Source organism: Streptococcus didelphis DSM 15616 (genome assembly GCF_000380005.1).
Lineage (GTDB): Bacteria > Bacillota > Bacilli > Lactobacillales > Streptococcaceae > Streptococcus > Streptococcus didelphis.
Genome location: NZ_KB904189.1, coordinates 27,316 through 51,905, shown reverse-complemented (window position 1 = coordinate 51,905; position 24,590 = coordinate 27,316). Strand labels below are relative to the sequence as shown.

The 24,590-nt window shown below is 36.6% G+C and carries 21 protein-coding genes; 19 read left to right on the top strand and 2 right to left on the bottom strand.

The window, feature by feature from the left end:
* Positions 1-13: 13 nt before the first annotated feature.
* Both A3GU_RS0104300 and A3GU_RS0104295 read right to left on the bottom strand, forming a co-directional pair.
* A complete protein-coding gene (locus A3GU_RS0104300; protein ID WP_018366315.1) occupies positions 14-730 on the bottom strand; it encodes a DUF4811 domain-containing protein in 717 nt (238 codons plus the stop codon).
* Positions 727-2,232 (bottom strand): MDR family MFS transporter, encoded by a 1,506-nt coding sequence (locus A3GU_RS0104295; protein ID WP_018366314.1) that lies wholly within the window; start codon positions 2,230-2,232, stop codon positions 727-729. The genes A3GU_RS0104300 and A3GU_RS0104295 overlap by 4 nt, the downstream gene beginning before the upstream one ends.
* Positions 2,233-2,579: 347 nt before the next feature.
* Between A3GU_RS0104295 and rsgA the strand changes: the two genes are divergently transcribed.
* The 19 genes from rsgA to A3GU_RS0104185 all read left to right on the top strand — a co-directional run bounded on the left by rsgA (position 2,580) and on the right by A3GU_RS0104185 (position 24,587).
* Positions 2,580-3,452 (top strand): ribosome small subunit-dependent GTPase A, encoded by an 873-nt coding sequence (rsgA, locus tag A3GU_RS0104280; protein ID WP_018366311.1) that lies wholly within the window; start codon positions 2,580-2,582, stop codon positions 3,450-3,452.
* Between the two features lie 8 nt (positions 3,453-3,460).
* A complete protein-coding gene (gene rpe / locus A3GU_RS0104275) occupies positions 3,461-4,123 on the top strand; it encodes a ribulose-phosphate 3-epimerase (RefSeq protein WP_018366310.1) in 663 nt (220 codons plus the stop codon).
* The gene (locus A3GU_RS0104270; RefSeq protein ID WP_018366309.1) at positions 4,116-4,748 is read left to right on the top strand and encodes a thiamine diphosphokinase; all 633 of its coding nucleotides are present in this window, start codon (positions 4,116-4,118) and stop codon (positions 4,746-4,748) included. Before rpe ends, A3GU_RS0104270 begins: the two co-directional genes overlap by 8 nt.
* Before the next feature lies 1 nt (position 4,749).
* Positions 4,750-6,021 carry a DNA recombination protein RmuC gene (locus tag A3GU_RS0104265; RefSeq protein ID WP_018366308.1) on the top strand — a complete coding sequence of 424 codons (1,272 nt, stop codon included), beginning with the start codon at positions 4,750-4,752 and terminating at the stop codon, positions 6,019-6,021.
* The gene (locus tag A3GU_RS0104260) at positions 6,011-6,949 is read left to right on the top strand and encodes a 3'-5' exoribonuclease YhaM family protein (RefSeq protein ID WP_018366307.1); all 939 of its coding nucleotides are present in this window, start codon (positions 6,011-6,013) and stop codon (positions 6,947-6,949) included. Before A3GU_RS0104265 ends, A3GU_RS0104260 begins: the two co-directional genes overlap by 11 nt.
* Before the next feature lie 125 nt (positions 6,950-7,074).
* Positions 7,075-7,887, top strand: a complete 813-nt coding sequence (gene purR, locus A3GU_RS0104255; protein ID WP_018366306.1) for a pur operon repressor — start codon at positions 7,075-7,077, stop codon at positions 7,885-7,887.
* 24 nt (positions 7,888-7,911) lie between these two features.
* On the top strand, positions 7,912-10,608 hold the full coding sequence (locus A3GU_RS0104250) for an SEC10/PgrA surface exclusion domain-containing protein (protein ID WP_018366305.1): 2,697 nt from the start codon (positions 7,912-7,914) through the stop codon (positions 10,606-10,608).
* A gap of 208 nt (positions 10,609-10,816) precedes the next feature.
* Positions 10,817-11,230 (top strand): 30S ribosomal protein S12, encoded by a 414-nt coding sequence (gene rpsL, locus A3GU_RS0104245; protein ID WP_018366304.1) that lies wholly within the window; start codon positions 10,817-10,819, stop codon positions 11,228-11,230.
* Positions 11,231-11,250: 20 nt separating this feature from the next.
* Complete coding sequence (gene rpsG, locus A3GU_RS0104240; protein WP_018366303.1) at positions 11,251-11,721, top strand: 30S ribosomal protein S7; 471 nt, start codon at positions 11,251-11,253, stop codon at positions 11,719-11,721.
* Between the two features lie 367 nt (positions 11,722-12,088).
* Positions 12,089-14,167 carry an elongation factor G gene (fusA, locus tag A3GU_RS0104235; RefSeq protein ID WP_018366302.1) on the top strand — a complete coding sequence of 693 codons (2,079 nt, stop codon included), beginning with the start codon at positions 12,089-12,091 and terminating at the stop codon, positions 14,165-14,167.
* Positions 14,168-14,512: 345 nt separating this feature from the next.
* Positions 14,513-15,523, top strand: coding sequence for a type I glyceraldehyde-3-phosphate dehydrogenase (gene gap, locus A3GU_RS0104230; protein ID WP_018366301.1), 1,011 nt, complete (start codon positions 14,513-14,515; stop codon positions 15,521-15,523).
* Between the two features lie 183 nt (positions 15,524-15,706).
* On the top strand, positions 15,707-16,564 hold the full coding sequence (locus A3GU_RS0104225) for a 5'-nucleotidase, lipoprotein e(P4) family (protein ID WP_018366300.1): 858 nt from the start codon (positions 15,707-15,709) through the stop codon (positions 16,562-16,564).
* Positions 16,565-16,819: 255 nt separating this feature from the next.
* Entirely contained in the window at positions 16,820-18,016 is a 1,197-nt protein-coding gene (locus A3GU_RS0104215) for a phosphoglycerate kinase (RefSeq protein WP_018366298.1), read from the top strand.
* 295 nt (positions 18,017-18,311) lie between these two features.
* Positions 18,312-18,833: an FUSC family protein gene (locus A3GU_RS0104210; RefSeq protein WP_018366297.1), complete on the top strand. Its 522-nt coding sequence runs from the start codon at positions 18,312-18,314 to the stop codon at positions 18,831-18,833.
* Between the two features lie 74 nt (positions 18,834-18,907).
* The gene (locus A3GU_RS0104205; RefSeq protein ID WP_018366296.1) at positions 18,908-19,279 is read left to right on the top strand and encodes a MerR family transcriptional regulator; all 372 of its coding nucleotides are present in this window, start codon (positions 18,908-18,910) and stop codon (positions 19,277-19,279) included.
* A 49-nt stretch (positions 19,280-19,328) separates the two neighbouring features.
* A complete protein-coding gene (glnA, locus tag A3GU_RS0104200) occupies positions 19,329-20,675 on the top strand; it encodes a type I glutamate--ammonia ligase (protein WP_018366295.1) in 1,347 nt (448 codons plus the stop codon).
* A 225-nt stretch (positions 20,676-20,900) separates the two neighbouring features.
* Entirely contained in the window at positions 20,901-22,556 is a 1,656-nt protein-coding gene (locus A3GU_RS0104195; protein WP_018366294.1) for a peptide ABC transporter substrate-binding protein, read from the top strand.
* 75 nt (positions 22,557-22,631) lie between these two features.
* Positions 22,632-23,546, top strand: a complete 915-nt coding sequence (locus A3GU_RS0104190; protein ID WP_018366293.1) for an ABC transporter permease — start codon at positions 22,632-22,634, stop codon at positions 23,544-23,546.
* Positions 23,547-23,555: 9 nt separating this feature from the next.
* Positions 23,556-24,587, top strand: a complete 1,032-nt coding sequence (locus tag A3GU_RS0104185) for an ABC transporter permease (protein ID WP_018366292.1) — start codon at positions 23,556-23,558, stop codon at positions 24,585-24,587.
* Positions 24,588-24,590 lie beyond the last annotated feature (3 nt).

Sequence of the window (24,590 nt, the reverse complement as noted above, 5' to 3'; positions counted from 1 at the left end):
CCAGAAAGTTAGTTTAATTCTTCTTGGCTAAGGCTTGTTTAAGTGCTTCTACTTGCATTTTGGCAAATGCTTTAGGATTTTTTTGAGCTAGAGTTTTTAATTCAAGGGCTTTTTCGGGATTAGCCTGTGCTTGAGTTGCTTGTTTTTCTTGTAGTTGCTTTGCTAGATTTTTCAGTTGACTAGCTTCTTTTTTATCAAGCACTAACCAAGTATCTTTAGGAACATTTAAAATAGCTTCTTGAGAAATTAATTCACCTTCTTCATCGCCAAAGCCAAACATAAGTTTATAGAAATTAGATTTCCAAACATAGCGATTTGTTTTAGTCGTCAAGCTAGCAGTATCACTGTCTGTTAATTGATAGCGAGCTGTTTTTTTAATGGCTTGATTGATGTTCTTTTTATCTGGAATGAAGTGTGGTTGGGCTTCTTTTTGACTAGGCTTATCACGAAAGACAAGAATGTGATGGTCTGATTTAGTTCCGGCTTTTTGATAAATAACTAAGCCAAAGGGTGCCTTGAGATCCCCAGCACTGTAAATCTGTTTCGTTTGCGTAAGGGTTTTTTCACCCATGCCAGTATGATTAACAAAATGATCTGTTAAAAAGGCTACTGAAGCAACTAGAAAGACAAGAGAGAGGATTCCAAGTGTGAGTCGTAAGACTGCTGGTTTAATAAGCATCCAGGTAACAAAAGTTAGTATTGTCGCTAAAGCTATTAGGAGAATAATCATTTGAGACCTCCTTTTTCTGTTTCAATAATCTTCCCTTTTCTAAGAAAGAGAGCAACAATAAAGCCAACAAGGGCAAAGGTAAACCCTAAGGCAAATGAAGTGTGAAATCCAGAAAGACTGGCATTAATCATTTTGGAAGCATAGTCTAGAGGGTTTTCCGTCAAGAGACTTTGGCTTGGTTTGTGACTTGAAATAACATTTTGTGTAACGCTGGATAATAGAGCGACAACAATTGCTGAGGCAATTTGACGGGCAGTATTGTTAGCAGCTGTTCCATGGGCCACTTCATGTGGTGGGAGAGCACTCATGGCAGAAGCTGTTAATGGCATCATGACCATTGCAATACCAAACATCCGAACAGCATACATAAGGGTAATGAAGTGGTTAGGAGTAGTTGTAGTCAAATAGATGAAGGGAAGGGTCCCTATTCCTAGAATAGAAAAGCCAATTAAAGCCATCCGACGAGCTCCTACCTTGTCATAAATACGTCCTGCAATTGGACTAACAATTCCCATCATTAAGGCACCTGGTAAAAGGACAAGTCCTGAATTTAAGGCTGACAAGCCATGGACATTCTGAAGGTAGAGAGGTAGCATCATTTCAACCCCCATCATAGCCATCATAGAGAGTGCAATAGCAGCAGTTGTAATTGAGAATTGTTTAACTTTAAAGACTCTAACATCCAAGAAGGGTTGTTCCAACTTAAGTTGACGTAACATAAAAACACCAATAACAAGTGTTCCAAATATGATTGGTGCTATAACATAGGTCACATCAGTCCAACCATAGCTAGCGACATTGGTAAATCCCCATAAGAAGGTACCAAATCCAATAATAGATAGTATTAGAGATGGCATATCTAGGTTCATATTCTTATTAGGAATAACATCTTTTAAAATGAAAGGAGCTAGCAAAAATGCTAAGGATAAAATAAGCAGTGGCATAATAAAAATAGCTCGCCATGTTAAGCTAAGTCCCAAAAGAACAAAATTATGTTTGAGAATCCATCCAGCAAAGGTTGGTCCAATTGCAGGTGCAAGCCCGACAACTAATCCATTTAAGCCCATTGCAGCACCTCTTTGTTCAGCTGGGAAGATGTTGATCATGACAACCTGCATCAAAGGCATGGTAATACCAACAGCACAAGCCTGAATAATCCGTCCCAAAAGAAATAAGAACCAATTAGATGTAGGTGCTAGTGTTGACATTAAAAGGCCAATAATCAAGATGCCATAGGCGGAGACAAAAAGCCATTTAGTTGAAAATTTTGTCGTTAAGTAAGCAGATACCGGAATCATAATCCCATTTGCCAATAAGAACCAAGTGGTTGCTTCTTGGGCAGTTGCTAGGTTGATGTGGAAGCTTTTCATTAAAGTAGGGATAGCAGTTCCTAGGCTGGTTTGATTAAGAACCCCAGCAAAAGTTGCTATCAATAATAACATGACCATGGCACTACGATTGTAGGCATTGCCGTGAATATCTACTGTTTTATTCTTAGTCATTTCCTTGTTTTCTCCATTTTTAAAATATCATCTTTATATTCTAGTCTTATTTTTAGAAAAGTCAATATTAATGTTTCAGAAAATATCATTAACACCATAAAAACAGAAGAGAGATGATTCACACTTTTAAACTCTTACTTTATTTGAAAATAGGAGTTTTATCATCAAAGCTTATAAGTGAATTTTACAATAAGAAAAAAGTCCTACATTTTATTATTCGTAAAAGCCAAGCTAGTTTACAAACCAAGTGTAAAAAGAATTTTCTTGCCTATATTAAGGTATAATTAAGCTGAAATAAGCTCATAAATTTGTTACAATAGAGCTATCAAACTATTCAAGGAGTTCATTTGCAAGGAAGAATCGTAAAATCACTTGCTGGCTTTTATTATATAGAGTCAGAAGGAAAAGTATATCAGACACGTGCGCGTGGCAATTTCAGAAAAAAAGGACAAATCCCTTATGTGGGTGATTTTGTTGATTTTACTGCAGAGACTAATTCAGAAGGCTATATTCTAGCTATTCATGACCGTAAAAATGAGTTAGTCAGACCACCCATTGTTAATATTGATCAGTCAGTAGTCATTATGTCGGCTAAAGAGCCAGACTTTAATAGTAATTTGTTAGATCGTTTCTTGATTTTATTAGAGCAAAAAGCCATCAAGCCTCTCATTTATATATCTAAGATGGATTTGCTGGAATCAAGTAGTCAAATAGAAGAAATCTGTCAAAAATATAAGGCTATCGGTTATGATTTTGTTCTTAATGTAGCTGATTTATTACCCTATTTAAAAGATAAGATTACAGTATTTATGGGTCAGACCGGGGTTGGTAAATCAACCTTACTTAATAAAATAGCACCCGAGTTACTTATTCAGACAGCAGCAATTTCAGATAGCTTGGGTCGAGGAAAACATACGACAAGAGCAGTTAGCTTTTATAATGTTAATGGGGGAAAGATTGCTGATACACCAGGCTTTTCATCTCTGGATTACGAAATTACAAATGCAGAAGATTTAAGTGAAGCTTTTCCAGAAATCCGGCATTTTAGTCATGGCTGTAAATTTAGGTCATGTACCCATCGGCATGAACCCCAATGTGCAGTTAAAGAAGCTCTGAAAACAGGTCAGATATGGCAAGTTAGATATGATAATTACCTGCAATTCCTGAGTGAGATTGAAAACCGTCGTGAAACATATAAAAAAGTTATAAAAAGAAAGTAGGTTTATCCATGAGAACATGTAAAATTGCACCGTCTATCTTAGCTGCAGACTATGCTAATTTTGCTTCTGAATTGAAGAGAATTGAGCAAACAGATGCAGAATATGTTCATATAGATATTATGGATGGTCAATTTGTGCCTAATATTAGTTTTGGGGCAGATGTAGTGGCTAGTATGCGTAAGCATAGTAAGTTGATTTTTGATTGTCATTTAATGGTTATTAATCCAGAAAGATATGTTGAAGCCTTTGCTCAGGCAGGTGCAGACATTATGACCATCCATCTTGAGAGTACCAATCATATTCATGGAGCCTTACAAAAAATTAAAGCAGTCGGCATGAAGGCTGGTATTGTTATCAATCCAGGGACACCAGCCCTTGCATTAGAGCCTGTTTTGAGCTTGGTTGACCAAGTCCTCATTATGACAGTTAACCCTGGTTTTGGGGGGCAAGCTTTTATTCCAGAATGTTTAAGTAAGGTTGAAGCTGTAGTTAATTATCGTGATAAATTCGGTTTAGATTTTGATATTGAAGTCGATGGTGGCGTAGATAACACCACTATAGCAGCTTGCCATGAAGCAGGGGCAAATGTCTTTGTAGCAGGGTCTTATCTCTTTAAGGCTGATGATTTGGTTAGCCAAGTCCAAAGTTTGAGGACTGCTTTAAATGACTAAATACGCCTTATTTGCTGGTGGAGATTTACAGTTTTTCACAAGGGATTTTGATTATTTTGTAGGAATTGATAGAGGTAGTTTTTTTCTCCTTGAAAACAAACTTCCCCTAGATCTAGCAATTGGTGATTTTGATTCTGTTTCTGAGCAAGAATTTTCGAATATAAAAAAGAAGGCTAAAAAAATAATAACAGCACCAGCTGAAAAAGATGATACAGATACTGAGTTAGCCTTAAAAACAATTTTTGCTATGGATGCCAGTGCAGAAGTTACTATTTTTGGTGCTTTTGGGGGCCGTCTTGACCATTTGATGTCTAATATTTTCCTACCTAGTGATCCTGATTTGACTCCTTATATGTCTCAGATTGTTTTGAGGGATTCGCAAAATCACATTCAGTACCGGCAAAAAGGTAGCCACTTGATTGAACAGGTAGAGGGAATGGCTTATGTTTCTTTTATGACAGATGGCCAAGCAGATTTGAGGATTCGTCATGCTAAGTATGATTTATCTAGTCAAAACTTTTTTAAGAAGAAGGTCTACTCTAGTAATGAATTTATTGGCCAAGCAATTGAGGTAGCAGTAGATTCTGGCTATATTGTTATTATTCAAAGTAAGGATGGGAGATAAGGTGAATATCATTATTTTAGTTAGCTTGTTCTTTAGTATCCTACTTTCAGTTTTGCTTTATTTTAAAGTGCAGTCCTTAGAGAGTAAGCAAGAAAAAAGTTTAGAAACCATTGCTGATAATCTATCAGATCAACTATCTTATCAATTAGAGTCCTTTAGTAAAAACCAATTGATAGAGATTAGTTCACTGATGAATCGGCAGCAGACAGATATTTATCAACAATTAAATGATGTTAAAACAGTTTTACACCAAAATTTATCTGAAAATAGAGATCGTAGTGATCAGCGTTTGGATGTGATTAATAATAATCTGTCACAATCTCTTAAGAACATGCAAGACTCCAATGAAAAACGTTTGGAAGACATGCGCTTAACAGTAGAAGAAAAATTAGAGCAAACCCTAAAAAATCGTTTGCAGGTTTCTTTTGAAACAGTTTCTAGGCAGTTAGAAAATGTTAATCAGGGTCTAGGAGAGATGCGCACTATTGCTAAAGATGTGGGTACCTTAAACAAGGTCTTGTCTAATACCAAGACTAGGGGGATTTTAGGGGAGTTACAGCTAGGACAGATTATTGAAGATATTTTAACCGTCCAGCAGTATGAAAAAGAAGTTCCAACCTTTAAAGGTTCAAAAGATAGGGTTGAATATGCTGTTAAGTTACCTGGTAATGCAAGTGGTGATTATGTTTATTTACCAATTGATGCTAAATTTCCTTTAGAAGATTATTATCGTTTAGAAGATGCCTATGAATCAGGCGATAAGGTGGCTGTTGAGCAGTCACGTAAAACCCTCTTAGCAGCTATTAAGCGTTTTGCTAAGGATATTAATAAAAAATATATTAAGCCACCAGAAACCACCAATTTTGGAATTCTATTTTTACCAACTGAAGGTTTATATTCTGAAGTGGTCCGAAGCGCAGCCTTCTTTGATGCTTTAAGACGAGAGGACAATATCGTTGTTGCTGGGCCATCAACCTTATCAGCTTTGCTAAATTCTCTATCAGTAGGCTTTAAGACCTTAAATATCCAGAAAAATGCAGATGATATTAGTAAAATTTTGGGTAATGTCAAGCTCGAATTTGAGAAATTTGGTGGGCTTTTGGTCAAGGCGCAAAAACAGATAAATACTGCTAATACGACCCTTGATCAGTTGATTTCAACTAGGACTAATGCGATTGTCAAAGCCTTGCATCAGGTGGAAACCTATCAAGATAGCGAGACAGAAGCCTTGTTGAATATGTCTTATCTAAGAGAGGAAGAAAATGAAGATTAATCAAATGAAAAAAGATCAGCTTTTTGAGGGTTTTTATCTCATTAAGTCGGCAGAAGTTAGAAAAACACGTGCTGGGAAGGCTTTTATTTCCTTTACGTTTCAGGATGATACGGGAGAGATTTCTGGTAATCTATGGGATGCTCAAGCCTATAATGCTGAAGAGTTTACTGCTGGTAAAATTGTCTATATGAAAGGGCGTCGGGAGGTCTATAACGGAACTCCTCAGGTTAATCAAATTACCCTTAGAAAAACGAGGGAAGGAGAACCTAGTAACCCTAAAGATTTCAAAGAAAAGGCTCCGGTCAGTGTTGATGAGGTTCACGACTATTTAGACCAAATGCTGTTTAAAATTGAAAATGCCACTTGGCAGAGGATTGTCAGAGCTCTTTATAGAAAGTATGATAAGGAATTCTATACTTATCCTGCTGCTAAAACCAATCATCATGCTTTTGAGTCAGGCTTAGCTTACCATACAGCAACTATGGTAAGGTTGGCAGATAGTATTGGGGATATTTATCCAGAGCTTAACAAGAGTCTTTTATTTGCAGGGATTATGTTGCATGATTTAGCTAAGGTTATTGAGCTAACGGGACCTGACCATACAGAATATACTGTAAGAGGTAATCTAATTGGTCATATTGCCTTGGTAAATGAAGAGATTACAAAGGTTATAAATGAATTAAATATTGATGACACAAAAGAAGAAGTAACGGTCTTACGCCACCTTATTTTGAGCCATCATGGCCAGTTAGAATACGGAAGTCCTGTTCGACCTCGGATTATGGAGGCTGAGATATTACATATGATAGACAATATCGATGCTAGCATGATGATGATGATGACAGCCTTGAGTAGGGTTTCAGAAGGTGAGATGACCAACCGTATTTTTGCCATGGATAACCGATCTTTTTACAAACCTAAATATTAAAAGTATTACAACATGTTACAAAAACAATAAAAAAGCAAAAAAGAGGCGAAAATTCTTCAACGAACGTTCGTCTTTTTTCTTATCTTGTGCTATAATAAAGTGAAGTATATTGTAATGAGGAAGATATGAAATTAAGACGTAGTGAGCGCATGGTTGTCATCTCAAACTATTTGATTAACAACCCTTATAAATTGACTAGTTTAAATACTTTTGCCCAAAAATATGAAGCTGCTAAGTCTTCTATTTCAGAAGATATCGCTATCATCAAAAAGGCTTTTGAGGAATCAAACATTGGTGAGATCGAAACCTTAACTGGTGCTAGTGGAGGTGTTATTTTTACACCCAGTATTTCTCAATCAGAGGCCAAATTAATTGTAAAAGATTTGTGCCACCGCTTATCAGAAAGTAATCGTATACTTCCTGGGGGTTATATTTATCTATCTGATTTACTTAGTACCCCAAAAACTTTACAAGATATTGGTCGCATTATTGCTAACGCCTTCAAAGGTAAAAAGATTGATGCTGTTATGACAGTTGCCACTAAAGGTGTCCCACTAGCAAATGCGGTTGCCAATATCTTAAATGTCCCTTTTGTCATTGTCAGACGAGATTTGAAAATTACAGAAGGATCAACGGTTTCAGTAAATTATGCAAGCGCATCGAGCGATCGTATTGAAAAAATGTTTCTATCAAAACGCAGTTTAAAACCTAATAGTCGTGTCCTTATAGTAGATGATTTCTTAAAAGGAGGAGGAACTATCACAGGTATGATAAGTCTCTTGGCTGAATTTGATAGTACTTTAGTTGGGGTTGCTGTTTTTGCCGAGAATGCTAAGGAAGAAAGAGAGCAAATGACCTATAAATCATTGCTCAAAGTCTCTGAGATTGATGTTAAAAACAATAAAGTAGTCGTAGAAGAAGGCAATATTTTTGATTAGAGAAGGAAAGAAAAGAGTAAGTAAATGGAACTAGAAAACAACAAGTCTACACATGTAAAAACAACTATCGCCCTTACATCCACTTTGGCATTGCTTGGTACCAGTGTTGGGGTAAGCAATCATGTTAAGGCTGATGATATGTCAGCTCAAGATAGCGGTAAAAACTATACATCAGTTGATAGTATAGCAAAACCTACTACTATTGCAGGTACTCGTGAAGCTATAAAAACAAGTGAAGAGACCCTTAAAAATCAAAAAGCTGACTTAAATGCAGTCACTTCTGATATTGCCAAAACAAATGAAGAAATTACTAGCACAGAAGCTAATATTTCTAAAGCAGAGTCAAACCTAGCAGTTGCAAAGGATACCTTAGCGGCAGTTTCGAATGTTACTGAAGAAGAATTCAATACATTAGTTGAAACAAATAAAAAAGGTTTAGAGGCAACAAATGCACAAATTGTTGCTAAAGAAGCAGAAAAACAACAATTAGCAGCACAAGCTAAAGAACAAGCACAAGCAGTTAGCTCAGCCGACAACCAGTCAAAACAATTAGCAGCACAAGCTCAAGAAGCAGATAAAAAAGTTATTGATTTAAGCAATATGGTAAATCAACCAGAAGCTATTACAGCAAGTGCGCAAAAGGCTGAAAATGATATTAAAGTTACAGCTACTAATTTAACAAAAGCTGAAAATGATTTAGCAGCTGCAACAAGTGCAAGTACCAGTCAATTAAATAATGAACTTGCAGCCAACAAAGCTAGTCTATCTGCTAAAAAATCAGAATTGTCAAGTTTAGAATCAGGAGCTCAACAGTTAGCTGTCAATGTTAGTGGTAGCAACAAGATGCAAGTTCCTACATCATTCCCATATGAAGAAATCAAACGCCTAGCACAGAGTGGCTACATTGGAACTCAATCTTATATGAATGCTTTCAATGCTATGAGAAACACTCTTGTAAATGGTGCTCATGTTGGGGTTGGACTTAATAACTATGTTGATATTGCAAGTGACTTAAATAGACTTGTTGACCCAGATCATCTAAGTGTTGAAGTGCAAAATGAACTAGCTTTATTTGCGGCAGATATGATTAATTCTGTCCGTCAGCATCTTGGTTTACCTCCTGTTATGGTTTCTGTTGGGTCACAGGACTTTGCTAGAAAGCTAGCTTCTGACTATAAAGCGACACACGGTAATACTATTCCTAACTTTTATTATGGACAACAAGGGACAGCAGGTCATTATGGTATTGGCCCACATGATAAGACAATCATTGAAAATTCTGCTACTAGTGTAGGGCTTATCAAAAATGATGACAACATGTACGAAAACATTGGTGGCTTTAATGATGTTCATACAGTAAATGGCCTTAAACGTAGTATCTTTAACAGTATTCGTTACATGTTCTTTGATGATGCTGCTCATGGCAATACTTTTGGACATGCTATTAATTTCTTGCGTACAGACAAGCAAAATCCGTCTAAAGCTATCTATTTAGGATTATCAGCAAGCACGGTAGGTCGTCTTAACACTCACTTTGTTGTCTTCCCTGAGTCTAATATTCAAAATGCAGGGCTATTCAATAAAAACCTAGTAAGTGCACCAACAAGCGCGCTTAATAATGCTGGTCGTATCAACAGTTTGAAGTCAGATATCTCAAACATTACAACTAAAATTGCTTCTCTTGAAGACCGTCTTAACAATGTGTCGGCAGAAGCAGGAGTGGTTTCAGCTCAACAAGCTGTTAATAGCCTAAAGGCTCAATTAGAAACTGCTAAAGCAACTTCAGCTAAATTAAATCTTCAAGTGCTTAAGATGGCTCAATCTAAGGCTGGGCTTCAAAATGAACTTAAAATGGCTAGAGCTAGTCAGCAAGATGTTAAAAGTGCCTTAGATAAAAGTTTAGCAAGCCTTTCAAATGCTAAAGTAGCTTTGAATAAGACAGAAAGTGCTTTGAAAGTCACTGAAAATCAACTGCTTAATCTAGTTACAAAACGTCTACAGTTGCAAAAGATTATTGCATTCCAAAATAATCCAAATCGTGTAGCCATAGCTGAAGAAAATGTTGCAACAGCACAAGCACAACTTAATACCTTAAATAGTAAGCTTATAGACCAAAAAGAAAACTTAAAAACTTTAAGTACTACAAAGATAAGTCTTTTAGCTTCTATTACAAGTTCTGAGCAACAATTGAATTTACTTGAAAATCTCTTGAAAGAAAAAACGGCAGAACTTACAACTATCAGTAATAGCTCAGTGGTGTCATCAGTGGCATCTCAAAGTCTTTCAGCTACAACTGCTCCTTCTGTTATTAACAATGCAAGTCTTGTTTCACAAGTTTTAGCACAAAAAGTAAAAGTTGAAGCTCAAAAAACCAAAGCAATTAATCCTGCTATTGTAACTACTATTGAAGATAAGACAAGCCAGATGTTAGCTGTTTCTTCTAAGTTAGTTTCTAAGAGCACTACGCAATTGGTAAGAGATATTCTGCTTGCCTCATCACAAGTGGCTGCTAACCAAGGACTCCTTGAAAAAGTAACCCATACTGTTAGTCAAGCAACTCAGTCAATTGAAAGAAGTTATGGCAGAAGTTCAGAAACTGTAGGAAGTATTGTTTCCTCACAGGATGAAAGTACAAAACGTGCTATTAGAGCAGGTGTTGTTATGTTAGCTGCAGTTGGTTTGTCTGGTTATAAACTAAAAAAAGTTAACCGTAAATGGTAATGGGAAAGCAAATCTTTTAAAAAAGATAGAATTAAAAAACAATTGACAAAAAGTACCGTCTATGTTATTATATTAGACGGTACTTTTTACTTTTGGTCTCTCAAAAGTGTACAGAGACGTGCTGACAATTGTTGCAAAAGTGCACCCGGATATAGGCTGTCACCAAGTGCTATATCAACCAAAAATAAAAAATTACAGGAGAATGTAGATGCCTACAATTAACCAGTTGGTACGTAAACCACGTAAATCTAAAGTTGAAAAATCAGATTCACCAGCATTGAACATTGGTTACAACAGCCATAAAAAAGTTCATACAAAATTATCTGCGCCACAAAAACGTGGAGTTGCAACTCGTGTTGGAACTATGACACCTAAAAAACCTAACTCAGCCCTTCGTAAATTTGCCCGTGTACGTCTAAGCAACCTTATTGAAGTTACAGCTTATATCCCAGGTATCGGACATAACTTGCAAGAACATAGTGTTGTACTTATTCGTGGTGGTCGTGTAAAAGACCTTCCAGGGGTACGTTACCATATCGTTCGTGGAGCACTTGATACTGCAGGTGTTGCTGATCGTAAACAAGGCCGTTCTAAATACGGTGCTAAACGTCCAAAAGGATAATAGAAGGGGGATAAGAAACAATGAGTCGTAAAAATCAAGCGCCTAAACGCGAAGTATTGCCAGATCCGTTATATCATTCAAAAATTGTAACACGTCTTATCAACCGTCTTATGCTTGACGGAAAACGTGGAACTGCTTCAACAATTGTATATGATGCATTCACAGCTATTAAAGAAGCTACAGGAACTGATGCTCTTGAAGTATTTGAAACTGCAATGGATAACATCATGCCTGTACTTGAAGTACGTGCACGTCGTGTTGGTGGATCAAACTACCAAGTCCCAGTTGAAGTTCGTCCAGAACGTCGTACAACACTTGGTCTACGTTGGTTAGTAAATGCTTCACGTTCTCGTGGTGAACACACTATGAAAGAACGTCTTGCAAAAGAAATCATGGATGCTGCAAATAATACTGGTGCATCAGTTAAAAAACGTGAAGATACTCACAAAATGGCTGAAGCTAACCGTGCATTCGCTCACTTCCGTTGGTAATATAGGATATTTTAGCGTGAAACCAATGCTAGCCAAAATAGGAAAATTGACGCAGAAACTTCAGTTTCTAGAGAATTTTCCTATTTTGGTAGACATGTGTAGCTAAAATGTAACTAACAATCAGATGCAAAGAGTTAGCGTATCAGTGAAAAATAGAGAAGTGACACCATGCGCTTGCGCATAAGGAAGTTCATCTTTTTTCACTGAAAGTATGCAACTCGTGCTCAATTAATAAGATGCCAAGCTTTATAAAGGCAATAGTTAGCATCTTACCAACAATAACTAGTAAACGGGTAGGTCCTGCCTATCCGTTTTTTATAAATAATGCTATAATAGCTAAGTAAAATAAATTAATAGGAGAAACCAAATGGCTCGCGAATTTTCATTGGCAAAAACTCGTAATATCGGTATCATGGCTCACGTTGATGCTGGTAAGACAACTACAACAGAGCGTATACTTTACTACACTGGTAAAATCCACAAAATCGGTGAAACACATGAAGGTGCTTCACAAATGGACTGGATGGAACAAGAACAAGAACGTGGTATCACAATCACATCAGCTGCAACAACAGCACAATGGGATGGACACCGTGTTAATATCATCGACACACCAGGACACGTGGACTTCACTATTGAAGTACAACGTTCACTTCGTGTTCTTGACGGTGCCGTAACAGTTCTTGATGCACAATCAGGTGTAGAACCTCAAACTGAAACAGTTTGGCGTCAAGCGACTGAATATAAAGTTCCTCGTATCGTTTTTGCTAATAAAATGGATAAAATCGGTGCTGACTTCCTTTATTCAGTTCAAACTCTTCATGACCGTCTACAAGCTAATGCACACCCAATTCAATTACCAATTGGTGCAGAAGACGACTTTACTGGTATCATTGACTTGATCAAAATGAAAGCAGAAATCTATACTAATGACCTTGGTACAGATATCCGTGAAGAAGATATTCCTGCTGAGTACTTAGAACAAGCTGAAGAATATCGTGAAAAATTAGTTGAAGCAGTTGCTGAAACTGATGAAGAACTTATGATGAAATACCTTGAAGGTGAAGAAATCACTAACGAAGAATTAGTTGAAGGTATCCGTAGAGCTACTATCAACGTTGAATTCTTCCCTGTTCTTTGTGGATCAGCCTTCAAAAATAAAGGTGTTCAATTAATGCTTGATGCTGTTATTGATTACCTACCAAGCCCATTAGACATCCCTGCAATCAAAGGTGTTAATCCTGATACAGATGAAGACGAAACACGTCCAGCATCTGATGAAGAACCATTTGCAGCGCTTGCCTTCAAAATTATGACTGACCCATTCGTAGGTCGTTTGACATTCTTCCGTGTGTATTCTGGTGTGCTTCAAAGTGGTTCATACGTTATGAATACTTCAAAAGATAAACGTGAACGTATTGGACGTATCCTTCAAATGCATGCTAACACTCGTAAAGAAATTGAAACAGTTTACGCTGGTGATATTGCAGCAGCAGTTGGCTTGAAAAATACAACTACTGGTGACTCATTGACTGATGAAAAAGCAAAAGTTATCCTTGAATCAATCGAGGTTCCAGAACCAGTTATTCAATTGATGGTAGAGCCAAAATCTAAGGCTGACCAAGATAAGATGGGTGTTGCTCTTCAAAAACTTGCTGAAGAAGATCCTACTTTCCGTGTTGAAACAAACGTTGAAACAGGAGAAACAGTTATTGCTGGTATGGGTGAACTTCACTTGGACGTTCTTGTAGACCGTATGCGTCGTGAATTCAAGGTTGAAGCTAACGTTGGTGCACCTCAAGTATCATACCGTGAAACATTCCGTGCTTCAACACAAGCACGTGGATTCTTCAAACGTCAATCAGGTGGTAAAGGTCAATTCGGTGATGTTTGGATTGAATTTACACCTAATGAAGAAGGTAAAGGATTTGAGTTTGAAAATGCAATCGTTGGTGGTGTTGTTCCTCGTGAATTCATCCCAGCTGTTGAAAAAGGGCTTGTAGAATCAATGGCAAATGGTGTTCTTGCTGGATATCCATTGGTTGATGTGAAAGCTAAACTTTATGATGGTTCTTACCATGATGTCGATTCATCTGAGACTGCCTTCAAGATCGCTGCATCGCTTGCCCTTAAAGAAGCTGCTAAATCAGCACAACCAGCAATTCTTGAACCTATGATGCTTGTTACTATCACAGCTCCTGAAGATAACCTAGGAGATGTTATGGGACACGTTACAGCTCGTCGTGGACGCGTTGATGGTATGGAAGCACGTGGAAATGTACAAGTTGTTCGTGCATTTGTTCCACTTGCAGAAATGTTTGGTTACGCTACAATTCTTCGTTCAGCTACTCAAGGACGTGGTACTTTCATGATGGTATTTGATCACTATGAAGATGTTCCTAAATCAGTACAAGAAGAAATTATCAAAAAAAATCATGGTGAATAATGTCTAGAGAAGACTTATTCTATGAAGAAGAGAGGTCAGTTAGCTTAGGTTAACTGGCTTTTTTAATATAAAAAGTTCTGAAAATAAATTTTTCTTAGCTCATAAAAGATGAAAACCTTATGATATATAACAGTGAAACTGCTTTCAAATGTATCGTTAAGCCTTGTTATATAAGACTTTCTAAAGATTTGAAAACAGTTATATGGTTTGCATTTTTTTGTAAATAGTTATATAATAGTCGTGTTGAAAGTTTTACTTAACTATATAAGTTAATCTTTTCACAATTGGTAGGGAGAAATCCCTTATTAATAATTCTTTTGATTTTCAATAAGGAGGAAATCACTAATGGTAGTTAAAGTTGGTATTAACGGTTTCGGCCGTATCGGTCGTCTTGCATTCCGTCGTATTCAAAATGTTGAAGGTGTGGAAGTAACTCGTATTAACGATCTTACAGACCCTAATATGCTTGCACACTTGCTTAAATATGATACAACTCAAGGTCGTTTTGACGGAACTGTTGAAGTTAAAGACGGTGGATTTGAAGTTAACGGTAAATTCATTAAAGTTTCTGCAGAACGTGACCCTGAAAACATTGATTGGGCAACTGACGGTGTAGAAATCGTTCTTGAAGCAACTGGTTTCTTTGCTAAAAAAGCAGCTGCTGAAAAACATTTACATGAAAATGGTGCTAAAAAAGTTGTTATCACAGCTCCTGGTGGAGATGACGTTAAAACAGTTGTATTTAACACAAACCATGACATTCTTGATGGTACTGAAACAGTTATCTCAGGCGCTTCATGTACTACAAACTGTTTAGCTCCAATGGCTAAAGCTTTGCAAGATAACTTTGGTATTAAACAAGGTTTGATGACAACTATCCATGCTTACACTGGTGACCAAATGATCCTTGATGGACCACACCGTGGTGGTGACCTTCGTCGTGCTCGTGCTGGTGCAAGCAACATCGTTCCTAACTCAACTGGTGCTGCTAAAGCTATCGGTCTTGTAATTCCAGAATTAAATGGTAAACTTGACGGTGCTGCACAACGTGTTCCAGTTCCAACTGGATCAGTTACAGAACTTGTAGCAGTACTTGAAAAAGATACTTCAGTAGAAGAAATCAATGCAGCTATGAAAGCAGCAGCGAATGATTCATATGGTTACACAGAAGATCCAATCGTATCTTCAGATATCATTGGTGTTTCTTATGGTTCATTATTTGATGCTACTCAAACAAAAGTACAAACTGTTGATGGAAATCAATTAGTTAAAGTTGTTTCATGGTATGACAATGAAATGTCTTACACAGCTCAACTTGTTCGTACACTTGAGTACTTTGCAAAAATTGCAAAATAATCTGTAAATAAAATCTAGCAACTTAGTTTTGCTAGATTTTTTGTTTGCATTTTATCAGATAGAAGGTTATTTAACCCTTAACAATTAAAAAAAGATACCGCTTTCATTTTTCTGTTATTATAATATTGACATGAGAATATAAAAAGGTTAAAATTTGAGTGAAAATAGAAAAGGAGATTCGTTATGACAACAAAACGTCTTGTTAAATATCTTTCTGTGACTGTTTCAGTCCTTGTTCTTGGAGCATGTGCAAACCCACAGGGGAAAGCAACATCTAAAACTAATGGGACTGAGCCAAAGCAAGTTCTCGTTAAATTAAGTAATGATCAATTACGGTCACGGGAAAACACAATGTCTGTCTTGTGGTATCAAAATTCTGATGAGGCCAAGGCTTTGTATTTACAAGGATACCAAGTAGCTACAAACAAATTACAAGACTGGCTTAATAAGCCAACAGAAAAACCTTATTCTATTATCCTAGATATTGATGAAACAGTCCTAGATAACAGCCCTTTCCAGGTAAGCACTGTTGAAAAAGGAACAAGCTTTACTCCTGAAAGCTGGGATAAATGGGTACAAAAAAAGGCAGCTAAACCTGTAGCTGGTGCCAAGGACTTTTTACAATTTGCGGACCAACATGGTGTACAAATCTATTATGTTTCTGACCGTACAGACAAGCAAGTTGATGCAACAATGGAAAATCTGAAAAATGAAGGCCTTCCAGTTCAAGGAAAAGATCATTTCTTATTTTTAGAAAAAGGCATGACCTCTAAAGAAAGCCGTCGTCAAAAAGTACAAGAAAACACTAACTTAATTATGCTCTTTGGCGATAACTTAGTAGACTTTGCAGAATTTTCTAAGGTTTCTACAACTGACAGAAGTGAACTATTAAACCAACTTCATCAAGAATTTGGTAGCAAGTTCATTATTTTCCCAAATCCAATGTATGGTTCATGGGAAAGTGCAGTTTATCAAGGTAAAAAGCTTGATAGCAAGGAACAAATGAAGGCTAGAAAAGCAGCGCTTAAAGGCTTTGATTAAATTTTGAGTAGATCTTAGTAGATAAGGTTTTGCCATTTCTTTGTCTGCTAAGTAGTTCTTTATAGATAGGCGAGGACTGTAAATCATTACTTGTGATTTATGGTCTTTTTGCTTATAGGAGAATAGCAGGGCTGAGAAACTTGAGATGAAAGCTTTTTCATTTTGTGAAAAAATTAATTTATTGTTTTCACTTTTTCAAATTATTAAAAAAATGTGGTATAATAGATGGTATAAAAATATTAAGGAGTCTCTTAAATGGCTAAAATGACTGTTAAAGATATTGATGTAAAAGGGAAAAAAGTCCTTGTTCGTGTTGACTTTAATGTACCTTTGAAAGACGGCGTGATTACAAATGATAACCGTATTTCTGCAGCTCTACCAACAATTAAATATATTATTGAAAATGGTGGACGTGCTATCTTATTCTCTCACCTAGGACGTGTAAAAGAAGAAGCAGATAAAGCTGGTAAATCACTTGAACCTGTTGCTAAAAGCTTAGCAGAAAAATTAGGCCAAGATGTTATTTTCCCTGGAGCAACTCGTGGAACTGACTTAGAAGTAGCTATTGATGCGCTTGAAGACGGGCAAGTACTTCTTGTTGAAAATACACGTTTTGAGGATATTGATGGTAAAAAAGAATCAAAAAATAACTCAGAATTAGGAAAATATTGGGCTTCTCTTGGAGATGGTATCTTTGTAAATGATGCCTTTGGAACTGCTCACCGTGCCCACGCTTCAAACGTAGGTATTTCAGCTAATGTTAATAAGGCTGTGGCAGGATTCTTACTTGAAAATGAAATTGCTTATATTAAAGAAGCTGTTGAAAAACCAGAACGTCCATTTGTGGCTATCCTAGGTGGTTCAAAAGTTTCAGATAAAATTGGTGTCATTGAAAATCTTCTTGACAAAGCTGATAAGGTTCTTATCGGTGGTGGTATGACTTATACATTCTATAAAGCTCAAGGTATCGAAATTGGAAACTCACTTGTTGAAGAAGATAAGCTTGAAATTGCTAAAGAATTACTTGAAAAAGCAAATGGTAAATTAGTCTTACCTGTGGATTCTAAAGAAGCTAATGCTTTTGCAGACTATACAGAAGTGCATGATACAAAAGATGAAGCTGTATCAGAAGGCTTCCTTGGACTTGACATTGGTCCTAAATCAATTGAAAAATTTGAAAAAGCCCTTGAAGGAGCTAAAACAGTTGTCTGGAATGGACCAATGGGTGTCTTTGAAAACCCTGACTTCCAAGCTGGTACAATTGGCGTTATGGATGCGATTGTTAAACAACCAGGCGTGAAATCAATCATTGGTGGTGGGGATTCAGCTGCAGCAGCAATTAACCTCGGCCGTGCAGATAAATTCTCATGGATCTCAACAGGTGGGGGAGCATCAATGGAATTATTAGAAGGAAAAGAATTACCAGGCTTAGCAGCCTTGACAGAAAAATAGGCGGTAAGTCAGGAATCTAAGATTCCGTAGTGCACCCCCTCAAGGCTAAATAGGTTGTTCATTCATATAGAGATGCGAACAGCCATTCAGCTACTGCGCCAATAAAAGAATTGAGAGAGTTGGTTAAGTCCGACTCTCTTTGTCATTATGGAAAAGGTAAAAAGCAATAGTCATCCACAGGCAAGCCTTATTTTAAACTTAGACGGATACAAATAGCTTATTTGCTATTTAAATATGACAAAACCTCAATCAATGTGGTAAACTGAACTATATTCGGGAGGAAGAGTTTACAATTATGAATTATTATTTTGATCCAAAGAAATTAAGGTTAGGGATGCGTACCTTTAAAACAGGCTTATCTGTTTTCTTGGTCATCTTTCTTTTTCATCTATTTGGCTTTCAAGGGGTCCAGATTGGAGCCTTAACAGCAGTTTTTAGTCTACGAGAAAGTATTGATAAAACCTTATCTTTTGGGACATCACGTATTTTAGGCAATAGCATCGGCGGTATCTTTGCTTTGGTATTTTACTTTATGCAGATGTTTTTTAACCATGACTATTGGGTAACCCTAATCTTTATTCCTATTTTAACAATGTTGACAATTATGTTTAATGTGGCTTTTAATAATAAATCAGGAGTAATTGGAGCAGTAGCTGCCTTACTTATTATTACTCTGTCCATTCCTCGTGGAGATACCTTTGTTTATGTTTTAGCCCGTGTTTTTGAAACCTTTTGTGGCGTATTTATTGCTATTTTAGTTAATACTGATATTGAGTGGATTCAACAAAAAATAGAAAAGAGAAAAAAGAAGGATTGATGTTAGAAAATATGACATCAATCCTTGACTTTTAAAAGAGATAGGCCTATAATGGGGAAATGGAGGAATAATTCATGAAAGAAAAAGAGCTGAGACGTTCTATGGCAGTCTTTCCAATTGGAGCTGTGATGAAGTTGACAGATTTGACTGCTCGGCAAATTCGCTATTATGAAGATCAAGGACTGATAAAGCCTGAACGTACAGACGGCAACCGAAGATTATTTTCTTTAAATCATATGGATCGTCTCTTAGAGATAAAAGACTTTATTAATGATGGTCTCAATATTGCGGCTATAAAGCGTGAATATGCGCAACGTCAGCAAGATTTAAGCAAAAAAGATATGACTTTAACAGATGCCGATGTCAGACGTATCCTTCATGATGAACTCCTCAATCAAGGTGGCTTTTCATCACCATCACAAACAATGGGTCATTTTCGTGTATAATTTAAGATAAGTCCTTAGTCAGTTAGAAAAGTTAAGGAGAATTATTTCTATGGTAATTACAGCAGCAGACATACGTCGAGAGGTTAAGGAAAAAAATGTTACTTTCCTTCGATTAATGTTTACCGATATTATGGGTATCATGAAAAATGTTGAGATCCCAGCAACTGATGAACAATTAGATAAGGTTCTATCAAACAAGGCTATGTTTGATGGCTCTTCTATAGAAGGTTTTGTGCGTATTAACGAGTCTGATATGTACCTCTATCCAGATTTGGATACCTGGCTTGTTTTTCCCTGGGGTGATGAAAATGGTGCAGTAGCTGGCTTAATCTGTGATATTTACACAGCAGAAGGTCAACCCTTTGCAGGAGATCCTCGTGGCAATTTAAAAAGATCCTTGAAACACATGGATGAAATGGGTTTTGAATCCTTCAATTTAGGACCAGAACCAGAATTCTTCCTATTTAAGATGGATTCTCAAGGGAATCCAACTCTTGAAGTTAATGATAATGGAGGCTACTTTGATTTAGCACCAACAGATTTAGCTGATAATACCCGTCGGGAAATTGTAAATGTTTTGACTAAGATGGGCTTTGAAGTTGAAGCTAGCCATCATGAGGTTGCTGTCGGCCAGCATGAAATTGATTTCAAATATGATGACGTTTTAAAAGCATGTGATAATATCCAAATATTCAAGTTGGTTGTTAAAACAATTGCTCGTAAGCACGGTCTCTATGCAACATTTATGGCGAAACCTAAATTTGGGATTAATGGTTCTGGAATGCATTGTAACATGTCTCTTTTTGATAAAAATGGTAACAATGCCTTCTTTGATGAAAATGACAGCCGTGGCATGCAATTATCACAAGATGCCTATTATTTCCTTGGTGGCTTAATGAAACATGCCTATAATTATACTGCTATTACCAATCCGACAGTTAATTCTTATAAACGTTTGGTTCCAGGCTATGAAGCACCAGTTTATGTGGCTTGGGCAGGTCGAAATCGCTCACCCCTTATTCGTGTGCCAGCTTCAAGAGGAAAAGGAACACGCTTGGAGTTACGATCAGTAGATCCAACAGCCAATCCTTATTTGGCTCTAGCAGTCTTACTTGAATCAGGACTTGATGGCATTGAAAATAAAATTGAGGCACCAACCCCAGTAGAAGCGAATATCTATACCATGACGGTAGAAGAGCGTGCAGAAGCAGGTATCTTAGATTTACCTTCTACCTTACATAATGCCTTGAAAGCTCTTCAAACGGATGATGTTGTTAAAAGCGCTTTAGGCAATCATATTTATACTAATTTCATTGAAGCTAAACGTATTGAATGGGCTTCTTATGCAACATTTGTTTCTCAATGGGAAATTGACAATTATTTACACAGTTATTAACAAAGGAAGCACTAATGGTGCTTCTTTTTTATGTATATATTCACTTATAACTGTTTTTTTATAAAAAGAGACTTTGAAAATCCATTAATATCAGGGGTTTATCCATTATTTCTGTTATAAAAATTTAATATCAAAATTTTCAGATAAATGTATTCCATTTTTTCTGAATTGTGATATAATTTAATCTATCAATTTAAAAAGAGAGTTACGAGGAGGAAGTTAAAGATGATAAGAGCAAAGAGAGTCACTTTAAAACGTCTTGGATTTGGAGTAGTTACCCTTGCTTCAGCGGCATTGTTGATGGCATGTGGAAACAAGAATGCTTCAACAGCTAATAAGGATGAAATTAACTGGTATACCCCTACTGAAATCATTACCCTTGATACTTCTAAAAGCACAGATACTTATTCTGGCTTAGCTATCGGAAATTCAGGAAGTAATTTACTTCGTGTTGATCAAAAAGGTAAATTACAACCAGATTTAGCTAAGAAATTAGATGTCTCTGAAGATGGCCTTACTTATACAGCTACTTTGAGAGATGGCTTAAAATGGTCTGATGGTAGTGAATTAACAGCCAAGGACTTTGTTTACACTTGGAAACGTATGGTAGACCCAGCAACAGCTTCTGAGTATGCTTATCTAGCAACAGAGTCTCACCTTAAAAATGCTGAAGAGATTAACAGTGGTAAAAATAAAGATCTTGATTCTTTAGGTATTAAAGCAGAAGGCAATAAAGTTATCTTTACTTTGACTGAACCAGCTCCTCAATTCAAGAGTTTATTAACATTCTCAAACTTTGTTCCTCAAAAAGAAGATTTTGTTAAAAAAGCTGGTAAGGACTATGGTACTTCTTCTGAAAAACAAGTTTACTCAGGTCCATATACTGTAGAAGGCTGGAATGGTACTAGTGGTAAATTCAAACTTGTTAAAAATGATAAGTACTGGGATGCTAAAAATGTTAAAACAAAAACAATTAACATTCAAACCGTTAAAAAGCCTGACACAGCCGTTCAAATGTATAAACAAGGTAAATTAGACTTTGCTAATATCTCAGGAACTGCTCCGATTTACAATGCTAATAAGAGTAATAAAGATATTGTTCCAGTAGAAGAAGCAACAACTGCTTACTTGGTTTATAATCAAACAGGATCTGTAGAAAGCTTGAACAATCTTAAAATCCGTCAAGCTTTGAATTTAGCAACTGACCGTAAAGGTATTGTTTCTGCTGCTGTTGATACTGGTTCAAAAGTTGCGACTGCCCTTGCTCCAAGTGGACTTGCAAAACTTGAAGACGGAACAGATTTGACTAAGCACGTAGCTCCAGGTTATAAATATGATGAAAAAGAAGCTGGCAGACTCTTCAAAGAAGGCCTAGCTGAACTTGGAAAAACATCCATCAAGATTACGATTACATCTGATGCCGATGCTCCTGCTGCCAAAGCTACAGTGGATTACATCAAGGAAACTTGGGAAAAAGCTCTTCCAGGCTTAACAGTTGAAGAAAAATTTGTACCTTTCAAACAACGTTTAGAAGATACAAAAACACAAAACTTTGAAGTAGCAGTAACCCTTTGGGGTGGGGATTATCCAGAAGGATCAACCTTCTATGGTTTATTTAAATCTGGTTCAGCCTACAACTATGGTAAATTCTCAAACGCAGACTATGATAAAGCCTACGAAAAAGCTTTAACAACTGATGCTCTTAATGTAGATGCAGCTGCAGATGATTATAAGGCTGCTGAAAAAACTTTATATGACAATGCACTTTATAACCCGCTTTACTTCCGTAGTGGTAAAGGATTACAAAATCCAAGTATCAAAGGGCTAGTTCGTAACTCAACTGGTCTAAATGTTGACTTTACATACGCTTATAAAAAATAAGGTATAGTATCACTAGTATTTAAATATGTGCAAGAATTGGTCTTAGCCAGTTCTTGCTTTTGTTAGAGGGAAATTATGACTAAATATCTTTTAAAACGTGTTGCTATTTTACTCGTAACACTATGGGTAGTTGTAACCCTATCATTTTTCCTGATGCAGGTTATGCCAGGAACACCTTACAACAATCCGAAGTTAACTGATGAAATGATTGCACTATTGAACAAACAATATGGATTGGATAAGCCCTTATGGCAGCAATATTTCAAATACCTATTTGATGTCCTTCATGGTGATTTTGGAACCAGTTATCAGTCTGTTAACCAATCAGTCTCAAAATTAATTACGCAACGTTTAGGTATTTCTGTCCATCTAGGGCTTCAAGCCTTAGTGGTGGGAATTTCCTCAGGACTTTTTATAGGAGCAGTATCAGCGCGTAATAAGAACAATAAGATTGATGCTGTCTTAAGTGTTATTTCAACCTTGGGGATTTCGATACCAGCCTTTATTATTGGTTTACTATTACTTGATTATTTTGGCTTTAAATGGGGATTACTTCCTCTTTCTGGTTGGGGCAGCTTTGGTCAAACTATCTTGCCGACCTTGGCACTAGCTATTCCTGTCTTTGCTCAAGTTACACGTTTTTTCCGTGGTCAAATGATTGAAACCTTGAACTCGGATTATATCCAATTAGCAAGAGCAAAAGGTTTGACCAAGCGTCAGGTAACCAATAAACATGCTTATCGTAATTCTATGATTCCTGTTTTAACCTTAGTTGGTCCGATGGCTGCTAATATCCTAACAGGTTCAGCTTTGATTGAGCAAATCTTTTCTATTCCAGGAATAGGTCAGCAGTTTGTTTCATCTATTCCAACTAAAGACTATCCTGTTATTATGGGAACAACTATTGTGTATGCCTTGATGCTTATGGTGGCTATTTTGATTACTGATATTGTTATTAGTCTTGCAGATCCACGTGTACGTCTAGGATAGGAGAGTATCATGCTAGAAGAAAGAAAAACATTTAAGCTTGTAGGAGCAGGAAGTTCTGATTCACAAGAAAAAATTGAAAAGCCAGCATTATCTTTCCTACAAGATGCTTGGCGTCGTTTAAAGCAGAATAAATTAGCAGTTATTGCAATGGGATTTTTAGTTTTTTTACTTATCTTTTCACTAGGCTCATCACTTGTTGTAAGTAGAGATGATGCTAATAGTTTTAATAGTAAAAAAGTGCATACCTATCGTAACTTACCACCTAAGTTGAATAGTCATTTACCTGTTTGGAATGGCAGTATTACTTACGCTGGAAATACAGAAGCAAATGATGCTTATAGTGACCAAGGAGTTCCTGAAGGCAAAAAATTCTTACTAGGAACTGATAATTTGGGACGAAGCCTAGGAAAAAGAATTACAGTTGGGATCCGTATATCACTTTTAATTGCTATTGTGGCTACCATGATTGATCTTATTATTGGTGTTACCTATGGTTTAGTTTCAGGATTCACAGGTGGTAAGGTTGATACAGTAATGCAGCGAATTATTGAAATCATTTCATCAATTCCAAACTTAGTTATTGTAACCATGTTAGGGCTATTGTTAGGAAATGGTGTGACATCTATTATTATTTCTATTGCTATTGTTGGATGGACTTCTATGGCTCGTCAGGTGCGGAATCTTACCTTATCCTACAAAGAGCAGGACTTTGTTCTTGCTTCTAGAGCTTTGGGAGAAAGTAACTTAAAAATTGCCTTTAAGCATATTTTACCTAACATCTCTGGTATTATTATTGTTCAAATCATGATGACAGTACCTAGTGCCATTATGTATGAGGCAGTGCTTTCAGCTATTAACTTGGGGGTTAAGCCACCGACAGCCTCTCTAGGATCATTGATTACAGATGCTCAAGAAAACTTGCAATATTATCCTTATCAGGTATTGCTACCGGCTTTGGCTCTCGTTTTTATATCTCTTGCCTTTATCTTATTAGGTGATGGATTACGTGATGCCTTTGATCCAAAATCAGATAATGAATAGGAG

Bases quoted from the DNA above. Each gene is read 5' to 3' on its own strand.
- rpe (WP_018366310.1), top strand. From the start codon at position 3,461: ATGAGAACATGTAAAATTGCACCGTCTATCTTAGCTGCAGACTATGCT.
- A3GU_RS0104185 (WP_018366292.1), top strand. From the start codon at position 23,556: ATGCTAGAAGAAAGAAAAACATTTAAGCTTGTAGGAGCAGGAAGTTCT.
- fusA (WP_018366302.1), top strand. From the start codon at position 12,089: ATGGCTCGCGAATTTTCATTGGCAAAAACTCGTAATATCGGTATCATG.
- A3GU_RS0104225 (WP_018366300.1), top strand. From the start codon at position 15,707: ATGACAACAAAACGTCTTGTTAAATATCTTTCTGTGACTGTTTCAGTC.
- purR (WP_018366306.1), top strand. From the start codon at position 7,075: ATGAAATTAAGACGTAGTGAGCGCATGGTTGTCATCTCAAACTATTTG.
- gap (WP_018366301.1), top strand. From the start codon at position 14,513: ATGGTAGTTAAAGTTGGTATTAACGGTTTCGGCCGTATCGGTCGTCTT.
- A3GU_RS0104195 (WP_018366294.1), top strand. From the start codon at position 20,901: ATGATAAGAGCAAAGAGAGTCACTTTAAAACGTCTTGGATTTGGAGTA.
- A3GU_RS0104215 (WP_018366298.1), top strand. From the start codon at position 16,820: ATGGCTAAAATGACTGTTAAAGATATTGATGTAAAAGGGAAAAAAGTC.
- glnA (WP_018366295.1), top strand. From the start codon at position 19,329: ATGGTAATTACAGCAGCAGACATACGTCGAGAGGTTAAGGAAAAAAAT.
- A3GU_RS0104260 (WP_018366307.1), top strand. From the start codon at position 6,011: ATGAAGATTAATCAAATGAAAAAAGATCAGCTTTTTGAGGGTTTTTAT.
- A3GU_RS0104295 (WP_018366314.1), bottom strand. From the start codon at position 2,232: ATGACTAAGAATAAAACAGTAGATATTCACGGCAATGCCTACAATCGT.
- A3GU_RS0104190 (WP_018366293.1), top strand. From the start codon at position 22,632: ATGACTAAATATCTTTTAAAACGTGTTGCTATTTTACTCGTAACACTA.
- rpsG (WP_018366303.1), top strand. From the start codon at position 11,251: ATGAGTCGTAAAAATCAAGCGCCTAAACGCGAAGTATTGCCAGATCCG.
- A3GU_RS0104270 (WP_018366309.1), top strand. From the start codon at position 4,116: ATGACTAAATACGCCTTATTTGCTGGTGGAGATTTACAGTTTTTCACA.
- A3GU_RS0104205 (WP_018366296.1), top strand. From the start codon at position 18,908: ATGAAAGAAAAAGAGCTGAGACGTTCTATGGCAGTCTTTCCAATTGGA.
- A3GU_RS0104250 (WP_018366305.1), top strand. From the start codon at position 7,912: ATGGAACTAGAAAACAACAAGTCTACACATGTAAAAACAACTATCGCC.
- rpsL (WP_018366304.1), top strand. From the start codon at position 10,817: ATGCCTACAATTAACCAGTTGGTACGTAAACCACGTAAATCTAAAGTT.
- A3GU_RS0104210 (WP_018366297.1), top strand. From the start codon at position 18,312: ATGAATTATTATTTTGATCCAAAGAAATTAAGGTTAGGGATGCGTACC.
- A3GU_RS0104300 (WP_018366315.1), bottom strand. From the start codon at position 730: ATGATTATTCTCCTAATAGCTTTAGCGACAATACTAACTTTTGTTACC.